Here is a 20,450-nt window from a genome sequence, read left to right on the forward strand (position 1 = left end):
AGGTTGCTCCGCAATCGCTTAAAGTAAGGAAAAGTGTTCCGCCAGCGGGCCGAGCGCCAGCGCGGGAATAAAGGTCAGGGCGCCAACCAACAGCACGGTGCCGATCAGCAGGCCGATAAACAGCGCGTCATGAGTGGCGAGCGTGCCGCTGCCGGCGGGCTGAATTTTCTTCGTTACCAGCGAACCGGCAATCGCCATCACCGGGATAATGACCGCGAAGCGGCCAACCAGCATGCAGAACGCCAGCAGCAGGTTCCAGAACGGCGTCGCCGCGCTGAGGCCGCCAAAGGCGCTGCCGTTGTTGTTGGCGGCCGAGGTGACGGCGTACAGCACTTCGCTGAAGCCGTGCGGCCCGGGGTTGAACATGCCCGCGCGACCGGCTTCGCTCATCATCGCCAGCGCCGTGCCGAGGAGCACCAGCGTCGGGGTCACGAGGATCGCCAGCGCAATCATTTTCATTTCGCGGACGTCAATTTTCTTCCCGAGGTACTCCGGGGTGCGGCCAATCATCAGCCCGGCGATAAATACCGCCAGCATCACGAACAGCAGCATGCCGTACAGACCCGAGCCGACGCCGCCGAAGACCACTTCGCCTATCTGCATCAGCCACATAGGGACCATTCCGCCCAGCGCGGTAAAGGAGTCGTGCATGGCGTTGACCGCCCCGCAGGACGCGGCGGTGGTGACCACGGCAAACAGGCTGCTGGCGAGAATACCGAACCGGCTCTCTTTGCCTTCCATATTGATACTGCTGTCGGCGCCAAGGCTCAGCAGATGCGGGTTACCGCGGGTTTCCGCCCACATCACTACCGCCACGCAGACGATGAAGATGAGCGTCATCGCCCATAGAATGGCCCGTCCCTGACGGCGATCGCCCACCACCTCGCCGAAAGCGAAGCACAGCGCCGCCGGGATGAGAAAGATCGCCAGCATCTGCACCAGGTTGGTCAGCGCGGTCGGGTTTTCAAACGGATGCGCTGAGTTGGCGTTAAAGAAGCCGCCGCCGTTAGTACCCAGCATTTTGATCGCTTCCTGTGAAGCCACCGGCCCCATCGGCAGCATCTGGCGTACCCCTTCAAGCGAGGTAAAGCCTTGATTCGGGGAAAAACTCTGCGGCACGCCCTGCTGAATAAAGAACAGCGCGATGAGCAGCGAAATGGGCAGCAGCAGCCAGAGGGTGATGCGGGTCAGATCGACCCAGGCGTTGCCCAGGGTGCTGACTTTCTGCCGGGCGTAAGCGCGGGTAAGGGCAAAGATCACCGCGATGCCGGTGGCGGCGGAGAAGAAGTTTTGCACCGCCAGCCCGGCCATCTGGCTAAGGCTACTCATGGTGGTTTCACCGGCATAGGCCTGCCAGTTGGTGTTGCTGACAAAGCTCACCGCCGTATTCAGCGCCAGGTCCCACGACAGGCCGGGCAGGTGCTGCGGATTGAGCGGCAGCGAGCCCTGGAACATCAGCAGCGTGAACAGGACCAGCAGACCCAGCGCGTTAAACAGCAGAATAGCGAATAAATATTGATACCAGTTCATCTCCTGAGAACGAATGCCCGCCGCCCGCCATAAACCGCGTTCGATGCTGGCCAGGCCCGGTAGCGGGGCATCATTGATCATCGTCGCCAGCGCCGTGCCCAGCGGACGAGCCAGGATCATCAGCAGCAGAATAAAGCTCGCGATGAGTAAAAATCCTTGAGCGGCCATCAGAATGCCTCCGCGTGTATCAGGGCATAAACCAGATAAACCAGCAACAGGAACACCAGCGCTACGCCAGCGATTACGCCTGCACTCACAATCCACCTCCGGGTGTCTTTTTGATTTACGAGGAGAATAGGCAGTCGGGCGCAAAGATTTCGCAAAAATCAGCGGCGGGGGTGTAAAAAAAATATAAAAATCGCCAAGACCACAATTTAACTAATGGTTAGTATTAATTTAACCTTTTTGTAACTAAGTTACCGGGTGAATGTAAATAAAGGCTAAATACGTGCTTTTTAGTGGTCGGATGAGTAGTAAAATTACAGCCAAAGCGGTACTATTTTAAGCAGAGAAACAGATTAACTTTACCGGCTTTACCGGCTTTGCCTGCCGGCCTGACAAAGGGGAGAGAAATTATGGCGTTGTACAAAACTTATCCTGCTCATATCATCTTTGCGCGTCGCGCTTTCGCCGTGGCGGCTGGCGTGCTGGCGCTGCCGGTAATGCTGTTCTGGAAAGATCGCGCCCGTTTTTACAGCTGGCTGCACCGCGTGTGGGCGAAAACCAGCGAACAGCCGGTATGGCTGGCGCAGGCTGAAAAAGTCTCCGCAGATTTTTATTAATAATGGTTTATGGTTCAGCGGGCGCGCGCTGCGGAAACGAGCTAATGGCTTGATATCCTGGTTTATTTACCCTGTTTTCCCCGACACAGCGTGCCAACAGATTGCCTTATCATCATGCCGCCGGTTTACCCGGCGGTTTTTTTTTGCCATGAGTGGCTTACACTTATTCACTCCCCAAAGGTTAATCCTGCGGGAGGGTTAAATATAAGTCGAACTTATCAATTTTCATGATGAAAGGAATGCTATGGCCACCCATCTGGTCTGGTTTCGCGCGGATTTGCGCATCCACGATAATCTGGCGCTCGCCGCCGCCTGCCGCGATCCCCATGCCGAGGTGCTGGGATTATTTATCGCCACGCCAGGGCAATGGCGCCAGCACGGTATGGCACCGCGCCAGGCGGCGTTTATGGTCAGCCACCTTCACAGCCTGCAAGCGGCGCTGGCCGAAAAGGGGATCCCGCTGCAGATCGAACATGCCGCAGATTTCACCGCCAGCGTGGCGCTGCTCGCCAGCATTTGCCGGCAGCGGCAGGTGACCCATCTGTTTTACAACTACCAGTACGAAATCAATGAACGTCAGCGCGATGCGGTGGTGGAGAAAACCTTAGCGGAGGTGACCTGTCAGGGCTTTGATGACAGCGTTCTGCTGCCGCCGGGCAGCGTACTGACCGGCAGTCGTGAAATGTATAAGGTCTTTACGCCGTTTAAAAATGCCTTTATTCGCCGTTTGCAGGAAGCGCTGCCGGAGTGCGTCGCCGCGCCGAAAGTCCGCGCGGGCGGGCCCATCGCTGCGGCGTCTGAAGTGAAAATAGATTATCCGCAGACGCCATTTGATAGCGAGCTGTTCGCCGCGGATGAAAAAAGCGCCATCGCCCGGCTTCGCGGCTTCTGCCAGCAAAAGGCCGCCGACTATGAGCAGCAGCGCGATCTTCCCGCCATCGAGGGGACCAGCCGACTGTCGCCGTGTCTGGCGGTGGGCGCGCTCTCACCGCGCCAGTGCCTGCACCGTTTACAGGTCGAGCAGCCGCGGGCGCTGGATGGCGAAGCCGGATCGGTATGGCTCAACGAGCTTATCTGGCGCGAGTTTTATCGTCACCTGATGGTTTACTACCCAAACTTATGTAAGGGGCGGCCTTTTATCGACTGGACCGATAACGTGGCGTGGCTGGATGATAAATCCGCGCTTCAGGCCTGGCAGCGCGGGCAAACCGGCTTCCCGATTGTCGACGCCGCGATGCGTCAGCTTAATGCGACCGGCTGGATGCATAACCGCCTGCGGATGATTGTCGCCAGTTTTCTGGTGAAAGACCTGCGCATCGACTGGCGGCTGGGCGAGCGCTACTTTATCGAACAGCTTATTGATGGCGATCTGGCGGCGAATAACGGCGGCTGGCAGTGGGCGGCTTCAACGGGTACCGATGCCGCGCCCTATTTTCGTATTTTTAACCCGACGACCCAGGGAGAGCGCTTCGACAAAGCGGGGCAGTTTATTCGTCAATGGCTGCCGGAGCTGGCCGGGGTACCTGAAAAAGCGGTACATCAACCGTGGCTGTGGGCGGAGAAACAGGGCGTAACGCTGGATTATCCGCGCCCGATTGTTGACCACAAGCAGGCGCGGCTGGCGACGCTGGCGGCCTGGGAAGCCGCCAGAGAGCTTAAGACTCCATCGCCAGGCGACGAGTCCGGATCTTAACGGCGTGATACAGCCAGATAGCCAGCACCAGGCCGACGCAGGCCAGCGCGCCCCAGGTTATCTGGCTGAACACCTCAATGTAGGCGTTGATGGAGTAGTTGACGGCCCCGGCGGCGTCGAACGACCCCTGCGAGGTTTGATCGGCAATCACGCCTGCCAGATAGTTGGCGATAGCGCCGGAGAGCAGCATATATATACCGGTCAGCACCCCGGTCACGCCGGGGATCTCAATACGGGTAATCTGCGACATCGCCACCGGGTCGATAAACAGCTCGGCGAAGCCCATCACCGCCAGGCCCAGCACCATCAGCGGCATTGAAGATTGTCCGTAAGCCGCCGACCAGCGTGCGCTGAGGGTCAGGATACAGAAACCGGCGCTCATCAGGCCGAGGCCCAGCGCGAATTTGCCCCAGATGCGCACGGTACGGTTGCCGTTAATATTCTCCTTCACCAGCCACGCCAGCACCACCCCACAGAGCATCACCGCAAAGGCGTTGACCGACTGGAACATCGCGGTCGGTATCTCATAGCCCATAAAATGACGATTAACAAAACGGTCGATATAGAGGCTGATGGAGCTGCCGCCCTGCTGCGCAAAGGCCCAGAACAGCAGGCTGAAGCAGGTGAGCACCATGATCAGACGCAGCTCTTTACGCTGCCTGGCGGTCTCCGCCCGCAGGTAGATCCGCGTCAGTACCGCCAGGCCGATAACCGTCGCCACAATCAGCGCGTAAACCGACCACTCCTGCCAGAACAGCACGGTGATCAGCAGCGGCGCGGCGATCAGCAGCACCAGTAGCCAGCCCCAGTTTGGTAAGACGAAAGTCCGCGCCCGCAGCGCTTCGCGATTGACGCCCCGGGTGTGGCGGAAATGGTGATTGCCGCTGAGGAAAATCACCAGCCCGGCGATCATGCCGACGGCCGCCAGCGCGAAGCCCATCGCCCAGCTGTACTCTTCCTGCACGTAGCCGCAGGCGATTGGCGCAATGATAGACCCGACGTTGCCCGCCGCATACATCAGCGAAAAACCGCCGTCGCGGCGCGGGTCGGTGGGTTCATACAGCTCCCCGAGCAGGCAGCTGACGTTGGATTTAAACAGCCCGTAGCCGCAGACAATAATCGCCAGCGACAGATAGAGGAAGGTGGGGGCGATTTCGCTGGCGCCGAGCACCAGATGGCCGATGGCCATCAGCAGCGCGCCGAGCATTACCGCCATGCGGTTGCCCAGCAGCTTATCGGCCAGGAAGCCGCCGAGAATCGGCGTGACGTAGACTAAAGAGCAGTAGGCGCTGAACAGCGCATAAGCATGATTATCGTCATACTTGAGCTGATTGGTGAGATAAAGAATCAGCAGCGCGCGCATGCCGTAAAAACTGAAATATTCCCAGATTTGCAGCGCGACGACGTAATAAATCGCCCGCGGCTGTGAGGATTGTGTGTTCATGTAATGCCTTGTCCTGCCGTAAAAAAGAAAGTCGATCTTTCTGCATGAATAGCTATTAACTAGCGATATTCATGGCCTTATGGGTTTTCTGGTTATTTAATATGCTGTAATAGTGCATAAATATACACGAATGCGCGAAGGAGGGAGTAGACAAATTGCGGGATTTCGCGAAAAGTCAAAATGGACGGCGAAGCGGCAGAACTATCGACTGACCGGACGGATACCGTTATGTTATTCCTCTGTACAGAACGATGACCTGGTGGAACGGCAATGAAAAATAGTGAACTGGAACAACTGATTAATGAAAAACTCAATAGCGCGGCCATCAGTGATTACGCCCCCAACGGGCTCCAGGTGGAAGGGCGCGAAACGATACAAAAAGTCGTCACCGGCGTGACCGCCAGCCAGGCGCTGCTGGATGAAGCCGTCCGCCTCGAGGCCGATGCGGTGATCGTCCATCACGGCTACTTCTGGAAAGGCGAATCGCCGGTCATTCGCGGCATGAAGCGCAATCGCCTCAAAACGCTGCTGGCTAACGACATTAACCTCTATGGCTGGCACCTGCCGCTCGATGCTCACCCGGAACTGGGCAATAACGCTCAGCTGGCGTCGCTGCTCGGCATCAATGTGATAGGGGAAATTGAACCGCTGGTACCGTGGGGCGAACTGTCGATGGCGGTATCGGGCCTGGAGCTGGCTTCATGGATTAAAGCGCGCCTGGGTCGCAAACCGCTGTGGTGCGGCGACACCGGGCCGGATAAAGTCGCCCGCGTGGCCTGGTGCACCGGCGGTGGGCAAAGCTTTATCGACAGCGCGGCCCGCTTTGGCGTCGATGCGTTTATTACCGGTGAAGTTTCAGAGCAAACCATACACTCGGCGCGCGAGCAGGGGCTGCATTTCTACGCCGCCGGGCACCATGCCACCGAGCGCGGCGGCATTCGCGCGTTAAGCGAATGGCTGACGGAAAATACCGAACTGGACGTCACGTTTATTGATATCCCGAACCCGGCCTGATGAACGGAGGCAAAAGTGCAGCGAGCGCGTTGTTATTTATTAGGTGAAACGGCAGTCGTACTGGAGCTTGAGCCTCCGGTGACGCTGGAAAGCCAGAAGCGGATCTGGCGGTTAGCCCAGCGGCTGGTAGGCCATACCGAGGTGGTGGAAGCCATCCCGGGCATGAACAACATTACCGTGATATTGCGCAACCCGCAGCAGACGGCGTGGGACGCGATTGAGCGCCTGCAGCTCTGGTGGGAGGAGTGCGATACGCTCGAACCGGAATCGCGGGAGGTCTCGGTCCCGGTAGTTTATGGCGGCGAATACGGACCGGATCTGGGAGAAATTGCCCGCCACAGCGGCCTGAGCGAAAAGCAGGTGGTTGAGCTGCATTCGTCGGTGGAGTACGTGGTGTGGTTCCTCGGCTTCCAGCCGGGGTTCCCGTACTTCGGCGGCCTGCCGGAGCAGCTGGCGATGCCGCGACGGGCGGAGCCGCGCCTGCTGGTGCCCGCCGGGTCCGTCGGTATTGGCGGGGCGCAAACCGGGATCTATCCGCTGGCGACGCCGGGGGGGTGGCAGCTGCTGGGGCGTACGCCGCTGGCGCTGTTTGATCCGAAGCGCAAGGAGCCGGTGCTGCTGCGTTCCGGCGACAGAGTGCGTTTCGTGCCGCAAAAGGAGGGCGTATGTTAAAAATTATCCGCGCCGGTATGTATACCTCGGTGCAGGACGGCGGGCGTGAAGGGTTGCGTCAGCTGGGCATCAGCCGCTGTGGCGCTATGGATAAGCCGGCGCTGGTCACCGCTAATCTGCTGGTGGGTAACGGCGCTAACGCCGCGGCGCTGGAGATAACGCTGGGTCAGGTGGATATTCAGTTTGAACGCAGCGGCTGGTTTGCGCTGACCGGCGCCGCCTGCGAGGCGAAGCTCGATGGCGAGCCGGTATGGGTGGGCTGGCGAACGGCGGTCAAGGCCGGGCAGCATCTGGTGCTCAAGAACCCGCAGCACGGCGTGCGCAGCTACCTGGCGGTGGCGGGAGGGATTGCGGTGCCGAAGGTGCTGGGTTCGCGCAGCACCGATCTGAAAGTAGGGATTGGCGGTCTGGAAGGTCGACGTTTGCAGGACGGAGACCGGCTGAAGCTGGGGAAATCGGATAAGCAGTTCCGCGGGCCGCGCGGCGTGAAGCAGCTCCCCATCGGCAACCGCATCCGCGCGCTGCCCGGGCCCGAGTACCAGGAGTTTGATAGCGTGTCGCAGGACACGTTCTGGCGCTCGCCGTGGCAGCTTAGCCCGCAGAGCAATCGCATGGGCTATCGCCTGCAGGGGCAACCGCTGAAGCGGACGACCGACCGCGAGATGCTTTCGCACGGCCTGCTGCCCGGCGTGGTACAGGTTCCGCATAATGGCCAGCCCATCGTACTGATGAACGACGCGCAGACCACCGGCGGCTATCCGCGGATTGCGACCATTATCGAAGCCGACATGTACCAGCTGGCGCAGATCCCGCTGGGACAGCCGATCCACTTTGTTCCCTGCTCCCTGGAGGAGGCGCTGAAGGCGCGCGCCGACAGACAACGTTATTTTGAACAGCTGGCATGGAGACTGAACGATGAAGATTGATTTAAACGCCGACCTGGGCGAAGGCTGCGCCAACGATAGCGCGCTGCTGCAGCTGGTCTCTTCCGCCAATATCGCCTGTGGTTTCCATGCGGGCGATGCGGTGATGATGCTGCAGTGCGTCCGCGAAGCGCTGAAATATGGCGTCGCGGTGGGCGCGCATCCCAGCTTTCCTGACCGGGAAAATTTTGGCCGTACGGCGATGCAGCTGCCGCCGGAAACGGTTTATGCGCAAACGCTGTATCAGGTCGGCGCGCTGGCGGCACTGGTGCGCGCGCAGGGCGGCGAGCTGCAGCACGTCAAGCCGCACGGCATGCTCTATAACCAGGCGGCAAAAGATCCGCAGCTTGCTGACGCTATCGCCAAAGCGGTATATGACGTTGACGCGGGTCTGGTGCTGGTAGGCCTGGCGGGCAGCGAGCTGATTCGCGCCGGGCAGCGTTATCAGCTGACCACCCGCCAGGAGGTCTTCGCCGACCGCGGCTATCTGGCGGACGGCAGCCTGGTGCCGCGCACCCAGCCCGGCGCGCTGATCGAGAGCGAAGAGCAGTCGCTGGCGCAAACTCTGGAAATGGTGCAGCACAGCCGGGTGCGTAGCATCACCGGCGAATGGGCGCACGTGGTGGCGGAAACCGTCTGCCTGCACGGCGACGGCGAGCACGCGCTGGATTTTGCGCGCCGCTTGCGCGCGGCGTTTGCCGGGCGCAATATACAGGTCAGTGCGGAAATAGAAGAATAAAAGCAATATTATCAAGCAATTAAAATTAGACAACAACTCACAACAACATACAGGATGTAACTATGGGAGAGTCATTATCTCTCTGGCCACTGATCGGCATTGCCGCGATCGTGGTCGGATTTGTTCTGCGTTTCAACCCGGTGCTGGTGGTTATTGTCTCCGGGATCATCACGGGTCTGACGGCGCATATGCCGATCGCGACCATTCTGGAGAAGCTGGGCGAAGGATTTCTCAATACCCGCAACCTGCCGTTTATTCTGCTGCTGCCGCTGGCGGTGATTGGCCTGCTGGAGCGGCACGGCCTGAAAGAGCGCGCGCAGACGTGGATCGCGAAGATCCGCAGCGCCACCGCCGGTCGTTTGCTTATCGTCTATCTGTTCGTGCGTGAAGTAACCGCGGCGATGGGCCTCACCAGCCTGGGCGGACATCCGCAAATGGTGCGCCCGCTACTGGCGCCGATGGCGGAAGGGGCGGCGGAGAAAAACTTCGGTGCCTTGCCCGGCGAGGTGCGCTATCGTCTGCGCGCGATGTCGGCGGCGACCGACAACGTGGGCCTGTTCTTCGGGGAAGATATTTTCGTCGCCTTCGGCGCGATTATCTTTATGCATAACTTTATGCTGGAGTCGGGGGGCATTCAGACCGAGCCGCTGCATATTGCCCTGTGGGGGATACCCACGGCGGTCTGCGCCTTCCTGATCCACTCCGCCCGCCTGTGGCGCCTCGACCGTCATCTCCAGCGCGAGCTGGACAAGGTTAACGCCGGTCAGGCGAAAGGCGGTGCCGCATGAATTTTCAGCAAACCTGGCTGTACTGGCTGGCGGGCGTTGTTCTGCTGTTGGTAGCAGTGATGTCATGGCGCGATAAAGCCAATCCGCGCAGGCTGACAACCGGCCTGTTCTGGGGACTGTATGGTCTGGTGTTTCTGTTTGGCGACTGGACCTATGAGCTGGTTGGCGACAAGCGCACCGTCAATATCGGCGTTGGCGTGGTGGTGGTGGTACTGGCGCTGATCGCCGGTTTTGGCGGCGTGCGCCTCGGCCGCTATCATCAGCGCTCGCAGGAAGAACGTACCGCCAGCGCCGCGCGTCTTGGCAACCGGCTGTTTCTCCCGGCGCTGGCGATACCGGTGGTGACGGTGATCGGCGTGCTGCTGTTTAATAATCTCCCCTCGCTGCAGGTCGCTATCTTTGGTCCGGGCAATCACGCCACGCTGATCACGCTGTTTTCAATGACCGCAGGTACGCTGCTCGGCCTGGTGATGGCTATCCGCATGACCCATGAAACCGCGGCGCAGCCGTTGCAGGAAGCTCGTCGCCTGCTGGATTCAGTGGGCTGGGCGTTTATTTTACCGCAGATCCTCGCGGTGCTCGGGCTGCTGTTTACCGCCGCGGGCGTCGGCAATAGCATCTCCTGGCTGACCCAGCACTATCTGGCGGTAGACAGCCGATTTATCGCCGTGGCCGTCTATACCCTGGGTATGGCGCTGCTGACGATGGTGATGGGCAACGCTTTCGCCGCGTTTCCCATCGTGACGGCGGGTGTCGGGATCCCGATTCTGGTGCTGCAGCACGGGGGGAACCCGGCGGTGATGGCGGCCATTGGCATGTTCTCCGGCTACTGCGGTACCCTGATGACCCCAATGGCGGCGAACTTCAATATCGTCCCCGCCGCGCTGTTGGAGCTGCCGGATAAAAACGCGGTCATCAAAGCCCAGGTGCCGACCGGCGTTATGCTGCTTATCGTGAACGTATTTTTGCTCTATTTCCTGATGTTCCTGTAAGGAGGGATCATGGCTGGCGTATTGATTACCGGTTTTGAGCCGTTCGGCGGCGAAGCGGTTAACCCTTCGTGGGAAGTGGTAAAGCGGCTGGATGGCGCTAATATCTGCGGACAGTCGGTGGCGGCGCGGCAGCTGCCGTGCGTCTTTGGCGACGCCCTGACGGCGCTGAACGCCGCGCTGGATGAGCTGGATCCCGTCCTGACCCTGGCGATTGGCCAGGCGGGCGGTCGCGTCGATATCACCGTTGAACGGGTGGCGATCAACGTCGATGATGCGCGGATCCCGGACAATAAAGGCCTGCAGCCGATAGACGTACCGATCGCTGCCGGCGGGCCGGCGGCGTACTTCAGCACGCTGCCGATAAAAGCGATCGTAACCGCCCTGCGCAGCCGGGGGATCCCGGCGTCGGTGTCGCAGACGGCGGGGACGTTTGTCTGTAATCACGTGATGTACGGCCTGCTGCACAGCCTGCGTCATCGCAGCGGCGCGAAGGGCGGGTTTATCCATATTCCGTATTTGCCGGAGCAGGCCGCGGCTCACCCCGGTGCCGCCAGTATGGCGGTAGAGACGGTGCAGGCCGCGCTGGAAACGGCCATCGCCGTTGCCCTGCAGCAGGATGGCGATGTGAAAGTCGGCGGTGGGGCAACGCATTAACACAAGGACAAGATTATGCCGGAAGGTCCGGAAATTCGCCGCGCGGCGGATAGCCTGGAAGCGGCGATTAAAGGCGAACCCCTGACCGGGGCGTGGTTCGCCTTCCCGCAGTTACAACATTACCAATCTCAGCTGGTCGGCCAGCGAGTGACGCACATTGAAACTCGCGGTAAGGCGCTGCTGACCCATTTCTCCGGCGGACTAACGCTGTATAGCCACAATCAGCTGTATGGCGTCTGGCGAGTGGTGGACGCGGGGGCGCAGCCAGAAACCACGCGCGTTCTGCGCGTTCGGCTGCAGACCGCGCGCAGGGCGATTTTGCTCTACAGCGCTTCTGATATTGAGATGCTGACGCCCGAGCAGCTCGCCCGCCATCCGTTTTTGCTGCGGGTCGGGCCGGATGTGCTCGATCTGCGCCTTAGCGTTGAACAGGTCAAAGCGCGGCTGCTGTCGGCGAAATTCCGCAACCGCCAGTTCTCCGGTCTGCTGCTGGATCAGGCGTTTCTTGCCGGATTAGGCAACTATCTGCGCGTCGAGATCCTCTGGCAGGTGGGGCTGACCGGGCGGCATAAAGCCGCTGAACTGGATGTAAATCAGCTCGATGCGCTGGCGCATGCGCTGCTGGAGATCCCGCGCTTGTCCTACAACACCCGCGGTCTGGTGGACGAGAATAAGCACCACGGTGCGCTGTTTCGCTTTAAGGTTTTTCATCGCCAGGGTGAGGCCTGCGAGCGCTGCGGCGGAATAATCGAGAGAACGATGCTATCGTCGCGGCCGTTTTACTGGTGCCCGGGATGTCAGCAATAAAAAAACGCGCCTTCAGGCGCGTTTTTTGTCGCTGCGAAAGCTGACTCAGCGGGCGATATCGTTCTTGAAGTCGCGTTTTTCGTAGCCAGTATAGAGCTGACGCGGACGGGCGATTTTCATGCCGTCGCTGTGCATTTCGTTCCAGTGCGCAATCCAGCCCACGGTACGCGCCATCGCGAAGATAACGGTAAACATAGAAGACGGAATGCCCATCGCTTTGAGGATGATACCGGAGTAGAAATCGACGTTCGGGTAGAGTTTCTTCTCGATGAAGTACGGGTCGTTGAGCGCGATGTGCTCAAGCTCCATGGCCACTTCCAGCAGATCGTCTTTGGTACCGAGTTCTTTCAGCACTTCGTGGCAGGTCTCACGCATAACGGTGGCGCGCGGGTCGTAATTTTTGTACACGCGGTGGCCAAAGCCCATCAGGCGGAAAGAATCGTTTTTGTCTTTCGCGCGACGGACGAATTCCGGAATGTGTTCAACGGAGCTGATCTCTTCGAGCATCTTCAGAGCCGCTTCGTTGGCGCCGCCGTGTGCCGGTCCCCACAGGGAGGCAATACCCGCAGCGATGCAGGCAAACGGGTTCGCGCCGGAAGAGCCGGCGGTACGTACGGTGGACGTTGAAGCGTTCTGTTCGTGGTCGGCGTGCAGGATCAGGATACGGTCCATGGCGCGTTCCAGAATTGGATTCACTTCATATTTTTCACACGGAGTGGAGAACATCATATTCAGGAAGTTACCCGCGTAGGAGAGGTCGTTGCGCGGATAAACGAAAGGCTGGCCGATAGAGTATTTGTAACACATTGCCGCCATCGTCGGCATTTTGGAGAGCAGGCGGAATGCGGCGATATCGCGGTGGCGTGGGTTATTCACATCCAGCGAATCGTGATAGAACGCGGCCAGCGCACCGGTGATACCGCACATGACGGCCATAGGGTGAGAATCGCGGCGGAACGCGTGGAACAGACGGGTAATCTGTTCGTGAATCATGGTGTGGCGGGTAACGATGGTTTTGAATTCGTCGTACTGGGCCTGGGTCGGCTTCTCACCGTTCAGCAGGATGTAGCATACTTCCAGATAGTTGGAGTCGGTTGCTAACTGATCGATCGGGAAACCGCGGTGCAGCAGGATACCTTCATCACCGTCGATAAAGGTGATTTTAGATTCGCAGGATGCGGTGGAGGTAAAACCAGGGTCAAAAGTAAACACGCCTTTTGAACCAAGACTACGAATATCAATAACATCCTGACCGAGCGTGCCCTTTAGCACATCCAGTTCGATAGCAGTATCACCACCCAGGGTGATTTTTGCTTTAGCATCAGACATTTATGGTCTCCTTAGCGCCTTTATTGCTTAAGGCTGCCGGGTGGTGGATTTGCATTCAGCCCGTAGCAGATGACATTACCAGTTTGTTATGTTGCACATCGCTCTGCGTCGCGAAAAGGGCAGGGTACAGAGCAAGGGCGCTTGATGGTACGTCTTCAGCCTACGACGAAACAACAGCAAATCAGCGTTTTAGCAGCCCGAATATTATAAAACTATATACCACTAATAACTGTCCTGATTACATCGGTCAATACTCTCTCACTGTTGCATAACTTATTCTCAGGTAAAAGAGTGACCCCATAACTTTTGCGTATTATTGCATTTATCTGGTAATGGTTGTAACAATAATGTTTAATATTTGTCAAATCAGATGATTAAAAATTAAAAATATGTTGTTATCGTGACATGGATCACTGTTCGGGAGAAAACCCGACAAACTATATGTAGGTTAATTGTAATGATTTTGTGAACGGCCTATACTGCCGCCAGGTCTCCGGAACACCCTGCAATCCCGAGCCACCCAGCGTTATTTTGTCACGCTTTAACTCCTGGAAAGGCGTTTTAACATGACTTTTAGTTATAGATAAGGACGCTGTCTGACCCGCAAGCAGACCGGAGGAAGGAAACAATAAGAACAGCATGTGGGCGTTATTCATGGTAAGAAATGTGAAAAAACAAAGACCTGTCAATCTGGATCTGCAAACGATCCGGTTCCCAATCACGGCGATAGCGTCCATTCTCCATCGCGTATCCGGAGTGATCACCTTCGTGGCGATCGGGATTCTGCTTTGGCTGCTGGGCACCAGCCTTTCCTCTCCCGAAGGTTTTCTCACTGCGGCATCCATTATGGATAGCTTCTTTGTGAAGTTCATCATGTGGGGCATCCTGACCGCACTGGCGTATCACGCGGTGGTCGGTATTCGCCACCTGCTGATGGATTTTGGCTACCTTGAAGAAACCCTTGAATCAGGGACACGCTCCGCCAAAATTTCTTTTGTTATTACTGTCGTGCTTTCACTTCTCGCAGGAGTCCTCGTATGGTAAGCAACGCCTCAGCACTAGGACGCAACGGCGTACATGACTTTATTCTGGTCCGTGCTACCGCTATCGTTCTGACCCTCTACATCATCTATATGGTTGGCTTTTTTGCCACCACCGGTGAAATTTCATGGGAAGTCTGGACGGGCTTTTTCTCCTCCGCGTTCACTAAAGTCTTCACCCTGCTGGCTCTCGTTTCCATTCTGATCCACGCCTGGATCGGGATGTGGCAGGTATTAACGGACTACGTTAAACCACTGGCCGTGCGCTTAATTCTGCAACTGCTGATCGTTGTTGCGCTGGTGGCTTACGTTCTTTATGGATTTGTTGTGGTGTGGGGTGTGTAATGAAATTGCCTGTCAGAGAATTTGATGCTGTTGTCATTGGTGCCGGCGGCGCAGGTATGCGCGCGGCGCTGCAGATTTCCCAGAGCGGCCAGACCTGTGCGCTGCTCTCTAAAGTTTTTCCGACCCGTTCCCATACCGTTTCCGCGCAGGGTGGTATCACCGTCGCGCTCGGTAATACCCATGAAGATAACTGGGAATGGCATATGTACGACACCGTTAAGGGGTCGGACTACATTGGCGATCAGGACGCCATCGAATACATGTGTAAAACCGGCCCGGAAGCAATTCTGGAGCTGGATCATATGGGTCTGCCATTCTCGCGCCTCGAAAATGGCACGATTTATCAGCGTCCGTTCGGCGGCCAGTCGAAAAACTTCGGCGGCGAGCAGGCGGCACGTACCGCTGCGGCGGCTGACCGTACCGGCCACGCCCTGCTGCACACCCTTTATCAGCAGAACCTGAAAAATCACACCACGATTTTCTCCGAGTGGTACGCGCTGGATCTGGTGAAAAACGCCGATGGCGCGGTGGTCGGTTGTACCGCCCTGTGTATCGAAACCGGTGAAGTGGTTTACTTCAAGGCTCGCGCTACCGTGCTGGCTACCGGCGGCGCCGGTCGTATCTACCAGTCCACCACCAATGCCCATATCAATACCGGCGACGGCGTGGGTATGGCGATCCGCGCCGGCGTGCCGGTGCAGGATATGGAAATGTGGCAGTTCCACCCGACCGGTATCGCCGGGGCGGGCGTTCTGGTGACAGAGGGCTGCCGCGGTGAAGGCGGCTACCTGCTGAACAAACACGGCGAACGTTTCATGGAACGTTATGCCCCGAATGCAAAAGACCTGGCGGGTCGCGACGTGGTGGCGCGTTCCATCATGATCGAAATCCGTGAAGGTCGCGGCTGCGATGGTCCGTGGGGCCCGCACGCCAAGCTGAAGCTCGATCACCTCGGTAAAGAAGTGCTGGAATCCCGCCTGCCGGGTATCCTGGAGCTCTCCCGCACCTTTGCCCACGTCGACCCGGTAAAAGAGCCGATTCCGGTTATCCCAACCTGCCACTATATGATGGGCGGTATTCCGACCAAAGTGAGCGGACAGGCGCTGACCGTCAACGAGCAGGGCGAAGACGTGGTGATTCCGGGGCTGTTCGCGGTAGGCGAAATCGCCTGCGTATCGGTACACGGCGCGAACCGTCTGGGCGGCAACTCGCTGCTTGACCTGGTGGTCTTTGGCCGCGCGGTGGGTCTGCACCTGCAAGAGTCTATCGCCGAGCAGGGCGTACTGCGCGATGCGACGGATGACGAGATCGACGCTTCTCTGGAACGTCTGAACCGCTGGAACGGCAACCGGAATGGTGAAGACCCGGTCGAAATCCGCAAAGCGCTGCAAGAGTGTATGCAGCATAACTTCTCAGTCTTCCGCGAAGGGGATGCAATGGCGAAGGGCCTTGAGCAGCTGAAAGCCATCCGCGAGCGTCTGAAAAACGCCCGCCTGGATGATACTTCCAGCGAGTTCAACACCCAGCGCGTTGAGTGTCTGGAGCTGGATAACCTGATGGAAACCGCTTACGCCACTGCAATGTCTGCGAACTACCGTACCGAAAGCCGCGGCGCGCATAGCCGTTTCGACTTCCCGGATCGTGATGATGAAAACTGGCTGTGCCATTCCCTGTATCTGCCAGAGTCGGAATCCATGACGCGTCGTAGCGTCAATATGGAACCGAAGCTGCGTCCGGCATTCCCGCCGAAGATTCGTACTTATTAATGCGGAGACAGGAATATGAAACTCGAGTTTTCAGTTTATCGTTATAACCCGGACGTAGACGATGCTCCGCGCATGCAGGACTACACCCTCGAAGCGGAAGAAGGTCGTGACATGATGCTGCTGGATGCGTTAATCCAGCTGAAAGAGAAAGACCCGTCGCTGTCGTTCCGCCGCTCCTGCCGTGAAGGGGTATGTGGTTCTGACGGTCTTAACATGAACGGGAAAAATGGTCTGGCGTGCATCACGCCGATCTCCGCGCTGAATCAGCCGGGCAAGAAAATTGTTATCCGTCCGCTGCCAGGATTACCGGTTATCCGTGATTTGGTGGTAGACATGGGGCAATTCTATGCACAATATGAGAAGATTAAGCCTTACTTGTTGAATAATGGGCAAAATCCTCCGGCTCGCGAGCATCTGCAGTCGCCAGAGCAGCGTGAGAAACTCGATGGTCTGTACGAGTGTATTCTCTGCGCATGTTGTTCAACGTCTTGCCCGTCGTTCTGGTGGAACCCGGACAAGTTTATCGGCCCGGCAGGCCTGCTGGCCGCGTATCGCTTCCTGATCGACAGCCGCGATACCGAAACCAGCGAGCGCCTCGAAGGGCTGAGCGATGCTTTCAGCGTATTCCGCTGTCACAGCATTATGAACTGCGTCAGTGTGTGTCCTAAGGGGCTGAACCCGACGCGCGCCATCGGCCATATTAAGTCGATGCTGCTGCAGCGCAGTGCATAAGTAACCCGGTCTGTCCCGGATGGCGCTAGCGCTTATCCGGGCTACCAAAAGCAGTAGCCCCGGCAGCGTTTGTGCCGCCGGGGATATAGCAGGAAACCTCTAAAAACTGCCACATTAATAGTAATAATCGAGATGTTCAGCGCGAGACAAGGCGCGAGCAGAACGAATCTCCGGGAGCATAGTGAACTATGTGACCGGAGTGAGTGAGGGTCGCAACACAGTCGCAGCCTGAACAAAGAAGATTATTAGACAGTTTTTAAAGGTTCCTTAGCGGACGAAACCACAACTCATCCGCAACAAGTGAACCCCGGCACGTACAACTTCTGTGCGTGGTAGTTTCTACGGCGAAATAAGCATATAAATGCTTAAGGGATCACGATGCAGAACGGCGCAATGAAAGCCTGGCTGGACTCTTCTTACCTCTCTGGTTCGAACCAGAGCTGGATAGAACAGCTCTATGAAGACTTCTTAACCGATCCTGACTCTGTTGACGCCAACTGGCGTTCTATGTTCCAGCAGTTACCTGGCACCGGAGTCAAACCGGATCAATTTCATTCCAAAACGCGTGATTATTTCCGCCGCCTGGCGAAGGATGCCTCGCGTTACACTTCTTCGATTTCCGACCCTGACACCAATGTGAAGCAGGTTAAAGTCCTGCAGCTCATCAACGCATACCGCTTCCGTGGTCACCAGCATGCGAATCTCGATCCGCTGGGACTGTGGCAGCAAGAGAGAGTGGCGGATCTCGATCCGGCTTACCACGATCTGACCGAGGCCGATTTCCAGGAGATCTATAACGTAGGTTCTTTTGCCATCGGTAAAGACACGATGAAGCTGGGCGATCTGATCTCTGCCCTGAAGCAAACCTATTGCGGCTCCATCGGCGCGGAATATATGCACATTACTTCTACCGAAGAAAAACGCTGGATCCAGCAGCGTATCGAGTCGGTAGCAGGCAAAGCGAGCTTTAGCGCCGAAGAGAAAAAACGCTTCCTGAGCGAGCTGACCGCGGCGGAAGGCCTCGAACGCTACCTCGGGGCGAAATTCCCGGGCGCAAAACGCTTCTCGCTGGAAGGCGGCGATGCGCTGATCCCGATGCTCAAAGAGATTATCCGCCACGCGGGTAAGAGCGGCACCCGCGAAGTGGTGCTGGGCATGGCGCACCGCGGTCGTCTGAACGTACTGGTCAACGTGCTGGGTAAAAAACCGCAGGACCTGTTCGACGAATTTGCCGGTAAACATAAAGAACACCTCGGTACCGGTGACGTGAAGTACCACATGGGCTTCTCGTCCGACATGGAAACCGAAGGCGGCCTGGTGCACCTGGCGCTGGCGTTTAACCCGTCGCACCTGGAAATCGTCAGCCCGGTGGTTATCGGCTCCGTACGCGCTCGCCTCGATCGTCTCGACGAACCGAGCAGCAACAAAGTTCTGCCGATCACCATTCACGGCGACGCTGCGGTCACCGGCCAGGGCGTGGTTCAGGAAACCCTGAACATGTCCAAAGCGCGCGGTTACGAAGTGGGCGGTACCGTACGCATCGTGATTAACAACCAGGTGGGATTCACCACGTCTAACCCGCTGGATGCGCGTTCTACCCCGTACTGCACCGACATCGGTAAGATGGTGCAGTCGCCGATTTTCCACGTCAACGCCGATGACCCGGAAGCGGTCGCTTTCGTGACCCGCCTGGCGCTGGATTTCCGTAATACCTTCAAACGCGATGTCTTCATCGATCTGGTGTGCTACCGCCGTCACGGCCACAACGAAGCCGACGAGCCGAGCGCAACCCAGCCGCTGATGTATCAGAAAATCAAAAAGCATCCGACCCCGCGCAAAATCTACGCTGACAAGCTGGAAGCCGATAAGGTCGCGACGCTGGAAGACGCTACCGAGCAGGTTAACCTCTACCGCGACGCGCTGGATGCCGGCGAATGCGTGGTGCAGGAGTGGCGTCCGATGAACATGCACTCCTTTACCTGGTCCCCGTACCTCAACCACGAGTGGGATGAGAGCTATCCGGACAAAGTTGAACCTAAGCGTCTGCAGGAGCTGGCGAAACGCATCAGTACGGTGCCGGAAGCCGTTGAGATGCAGTCGCGCGTCGCGAAAATCTATGGCGATCGTCAGGCAATGGCCGCCGGCGAGAAGCTGTTCGACTGGGGCGGCGCGGAAAACCTCGCCTACGCCACGCTGGTCGATGAAGGTATTTCGGTGCGTCTGTCCGGCGAAGACTCCGGGCGCGGGACCTTCTTCCACCGCCACGCGGTGATCCATAACCAGAAAAATGGTTCAACCTATACGCCGCTGCAGCACGTCCACAACGGTCAGGGCCATTTTAAAGTCTGGGACTCCGTGCTGTCGGAAGAAGCGGTCCTGGCGTTTGAATACGGCTATGCCACCGCAGAGCCGCGTACTCTGACCATCTGGGAAGCGCAGTTCGGCGACTTCGCCAACGGCGCGCAGGTGGTTATCGACCAGTTCATCAGCTCCGGCGAGCAGAAGTGGGGCCGTATGTGCGGTCTGGTGATGCTGCTGCCGCACGGCTACGAAGGCCAGGGGCCGGAGCACTCCTCCGCGCGTCTGGAACGCTATCTGCAGCTCTGCGCCGAGCAGAACATGCAGGTTTGCGTACCGTCCACGCCGGCGCAGGTTTACCATATGCTGCGTCGTCAGGCGCTGCGCGGTATGCGTCGCCCGCTGATCGTGATGTCGCCGAAATCGCTGCTGCGTCACCCGCTGGCGGTATCGAGCATGGACGAACTGGCTAACGGCACCTTCCAGCCGGCAATCGGTGAAATCGACGATCTCGACCCGAAAGCCGTGAAGCGTGTTGTGCTGTGCTCTGGTAAGGTTTATTACGACCTGTTGGAACAGCGCCGCAAGAAAGAGCAAAAAGATGTCGCTATCGTTCGCATAGAGCAGCTCTACCCGTTCCCGCACCAGGCGGTACAGGAAGCGCTGAAACCGTATGCGCACGTGCATGATTTTGTCTGGTGCCAGGAAGAACCGCTCAACCAGGGCGCGTGGTACTGCAGCCAGCATCACTTCCGTGAAGTGATTCCATTTGGGGCCTCTCTGCGTTATGCAGGCCGCCCGGCCTCCGCCTCTCCGGCGGTAGGATACCTGTCCGTTCACCAGAAACAGCAACAAGATCTGGTCAATGACGCGCTGAACGTCGATTAATTAAAGGATACATA

General features: G+C 57.9%; 19 protein-coding genes. 15 read left to right on the forward strand and 4 right to left on the reverse strand.

Annotated elements, in window-relative coordinates:
• Positions 1-18: 18 nt before the first annotated feature.
• Both kdpA and kdpF read right to left on the reverse strand, forming a co-directional pair.
• Positions 19-1,698 (reverse strand): potassium-transporting ATPase subunit KdpA, encoded by a 1,680-nt coding sequence (kdpA, locus tag HMPREF1144_RS01395; protein ID WP_009651648.1) that lies wholly within the window; start codon positions 1,696-1,698, stop codon positions 19-21.
• The gene (kdpF, locus tag HMPREF1144_RS32305) at positions 1,698-1,787 is read right to left on the reverse strand and encodes a K(+)-transporting ATPase subunit F (RefSeq protein ID WP_009651669.1); all 90 of its coding nucleotides are present in this window, start codon (positions 1,785-1,787) and stop codon (positions 1,698-1,700) included. The genes kdpA and kdpF overlap by 1 nt, the downstream gene beginning before the upstream one ends.
• Positions 1,788-2,105: 318 nt before the next feature.
• On the opposite strand from kdpF, the gene HMPREF1144_RS01405 reads away from it, so the two are divergent.
• Positions 2,106-2,312, forward strand: a complete 207-nt coding sequence (locus HMPREF1144_RS01405; RefSeq protein WP_004848892.1) for a DUF2517 family protein — start codon at positions 2,106-2,108, stop codon at positions 2,310-2,312.
• Positions 2,313-2,556: 244 nt separating this feature from the next.
• Positions 2,557-4,005, forward strand: coding sequence for a deoxyribodipyrimidine photo-lyase (gene phrB, locus HMPREF1144_RS01410; protein WP_009651650.1), 1,449 nt, complete (start codon positions 2,557-2,559; stop codon positions 4,003-4,005).
• Here the strand turns inward: phrB and dtpD are convergent.
• Complete coding sequence (dtpD, locus tag HMPREF1144_RS01415) at positions 3,968-5,449, reverse strand: dipeptide permease DtpD (RefSeq protein ID WP_004848896.1); 1,482 nt, start codon at positions 5,447-5,449, stop codon at positions 3,968-3,970. The two genes, phrB and dtpD, sit on opposite strands and share 38 nt — an antisense overlap.
• A gap of 270 nt (positions 5,450-5,719) precedes the next feature.
• Between dtpD and HMPREF1144_RS01420 the strand changes: the two genes are divergently transcribed.
• The 8 genes from HMPREF1144_RS01420 (at position 5,720) to nei (ending at position 12,038) form a co-directional block, all read left to right on the forward strand.
• Entirely contained in the window at positions 5,720-6,463 is a 744-nt protein-coding gene (locus tag HMPREF1144_RS01420; RefSeq protein ID WP_009651671.1) for a type 2 GTP cyclohydrolase I, read from the forward strand.
• 15 nt (positions 6,464-6,478) lie between these two features.
• Positions 6,479-7,135 carry a 5-oxoprolinase subunit PxpB gene (gene pxpB, locus HMPREF1144_RS01425; RefSeq protein WP_004848901.1) on the forward strand — a complete coding sequence of 219 codons (657 nt, stop codon included), beginning with the start codon at positions 6,479-6,481 and terminating at the stop codon, positions 7,133-7,135.
• Positions 7,129-8,061: a 5-oxoprolinase subunit PxpC gene (gene pxpC / locus HMPREF1144_RS01430; RefSeq protein ID WP_009651642.1), complete on the forward strand. Its 933-nt coding sequence runs from the start codon at positions 7,129-7,131 to the stop codon at positions 8,059-8,061. Before pxpB ends, pxpC begins: the two co-directional genes overlap by 7 nt.
• Positions 8,051-8,797 (forward strand): 5-oxoprolinase subunit PxpA, encoded by a 747-nt coding sequence (gene pxpA / locus HMPREF1144_RS01435; RefSeq protein WP_009651661.1) that lies wholly within the window; start codon positions 8,051-8,053, stop codon positions 8,795-8,797. Before pxpC ends, pxpA begins: the two co-directional genes overlap by 11 nt.
• Before the next feature lie 62 nt (positions 8,798-8,859).
• Positions 8,860-9,585 carry a DUF969 domain-containing protein gene (locus tag HMPREF1144_RS01440; protein ID WP_004130515.1) on the forward strand — a complete coding sequence of 242 codons (726 nt, stop codon included), beginning with the start codon at positions 8,860-8,862 and terminating at the stop codon, positions 9,583-9,585.
• Complete coding sequence (locus HMPREF1144_RS01445) at positions 9,582-10,577, forward strand: DUF979 domain-containing protein (RefSeq protein WP_009651665.1); 996 nt, start codon at positions 9,582-9,584, stop codon at positions 10,575-10,577. The genes HMPREF1144_RS01440 and HMPREF1144_RS01445 overlap by 4 nt, the downstream gene beginning before the upstream one ends.
• Positions 10,578-10,586: 9 nt before the next feature.
• Entirely contained in the window at positions 10,587-11,231 is a 645-nt protein-coding gene (pcp, locus tag HMPREF1144_RS01450; protein WP_009651674.1) for a pyroglutamyl-peptidase I, read from the forward strand.
• Positions 11,232-11,246: 15 nt separating this feature from the next.
• A complete protein-coding gene (gene nei, locus HMPREF1144_RS01455) occupies positions 11,247-12,038 on the forward strand; it encodes an endonuclease VIII (protein WP_009651646.1) in 792 nt (263 codons plus the stop codon).
• Positions 12,039-12,083: 45 nt separating this feature from the next.
• On the opposite strand, the gene gltA is transcribed toward nei, so the two are convergent.
• On the reverse strand, positions 12,084-13,367 hold the full coding sequence (gltA, locus tag HMPREF1144_RS01460) for a citrate synthase (RefSeq protein WP_004100276.1): 1,284 nt from the start codon (positions 13,365-13,367) through the stop codon (positions 12,084-12,086).
• Between the two features lie 639 nt (positions 13,368-14,006).
• Between gltA and sdhC the strand changes: the two genes are divergently transcribed.
• The 5 genes from sdhC to sucA all read left to right on the forward strand — a co-directional run bounded on the left by sdhC (position 14,007) and on the right by sucA (position 20,436).
• Complete coding sequence (gene sdhC, locus HMPREF1144_RS01465) at positions 14,007-14,411, forward strand: succinate dehydrogenase cytochrome b556 subunit (RefSeq protein ID WP_009651643.1); 405 nt, start codon at positions 14,007-14,009, stop codon at positions 14,409-14,411.
• The gene (gene sdhD, locus HMPREF1144_RS01470) at positions 14,405-14,752 is read left to right on the forward strand and encodes a succinate dehydrogenase membrane anchor subunit (RefSeq protein ID WP_004100278.1); all 348 of its coding nucleotides are present in this window, start codon (positions 14,405-14,407) and stop codon (positions 14,750-14,752) included. The genes sdhC and sdhD overlap by 7 nt, the downstream gene beginning before the upstream one ends.
• Entirely contained in the window at positions 14,752-16,518 is a 1,767-nt protein-coding gene (gene sdhA, locus HMPREF1144_RS01475; RefSeq protein ID WP_009651647.1) for a succinate dehydrogenase flavoprotein subunit, read from the forward strand. Before sdhD ends, sdhA begins: the two co-directional genes overlap by 1 nt.
• Positions 16,519-16,533: 15 nt before the next feature.
• A complete protein-coding gene (gene sdhB, locus HMPREF1144_RS01480) occupies positions 16,534-17,250 on the forward strand; it encodes a succinate dehydrogenase iron-sulfur subunit SdhB (protein ID WP_004130526.1) in 717 nt (238 codons plus the stop codon).
• Between the two features lie 378 nt (positions 17,251-17,628).
• On the forward strand, positions 17,629-20,436 hold the full coding sequence (gene sucA / locus HMPREF1144_RS01485; RefSeq protein ID WP_004130528.1) for a 2-oxoglutarate dehydrogenase E1 component: 2,808 nt from the start codon (positions 17,629-17,631) through the stop codon (positions 20,434-20,436).
• The last annotated feature ends 14 nt before the right edge of the window (positions 20,437-20,450 follow it).

The organism is Klebsiella sp. OBRC7, from assembly GCF_000293135.1.
Taxonomy (GTDB): domain Bacteria; phylum Pseudomonadota; class Gammaproteobacteria; order Enterobacterales; family Enterobacteriaceae; genus Klebsiella; species Klebsiella michiganensis.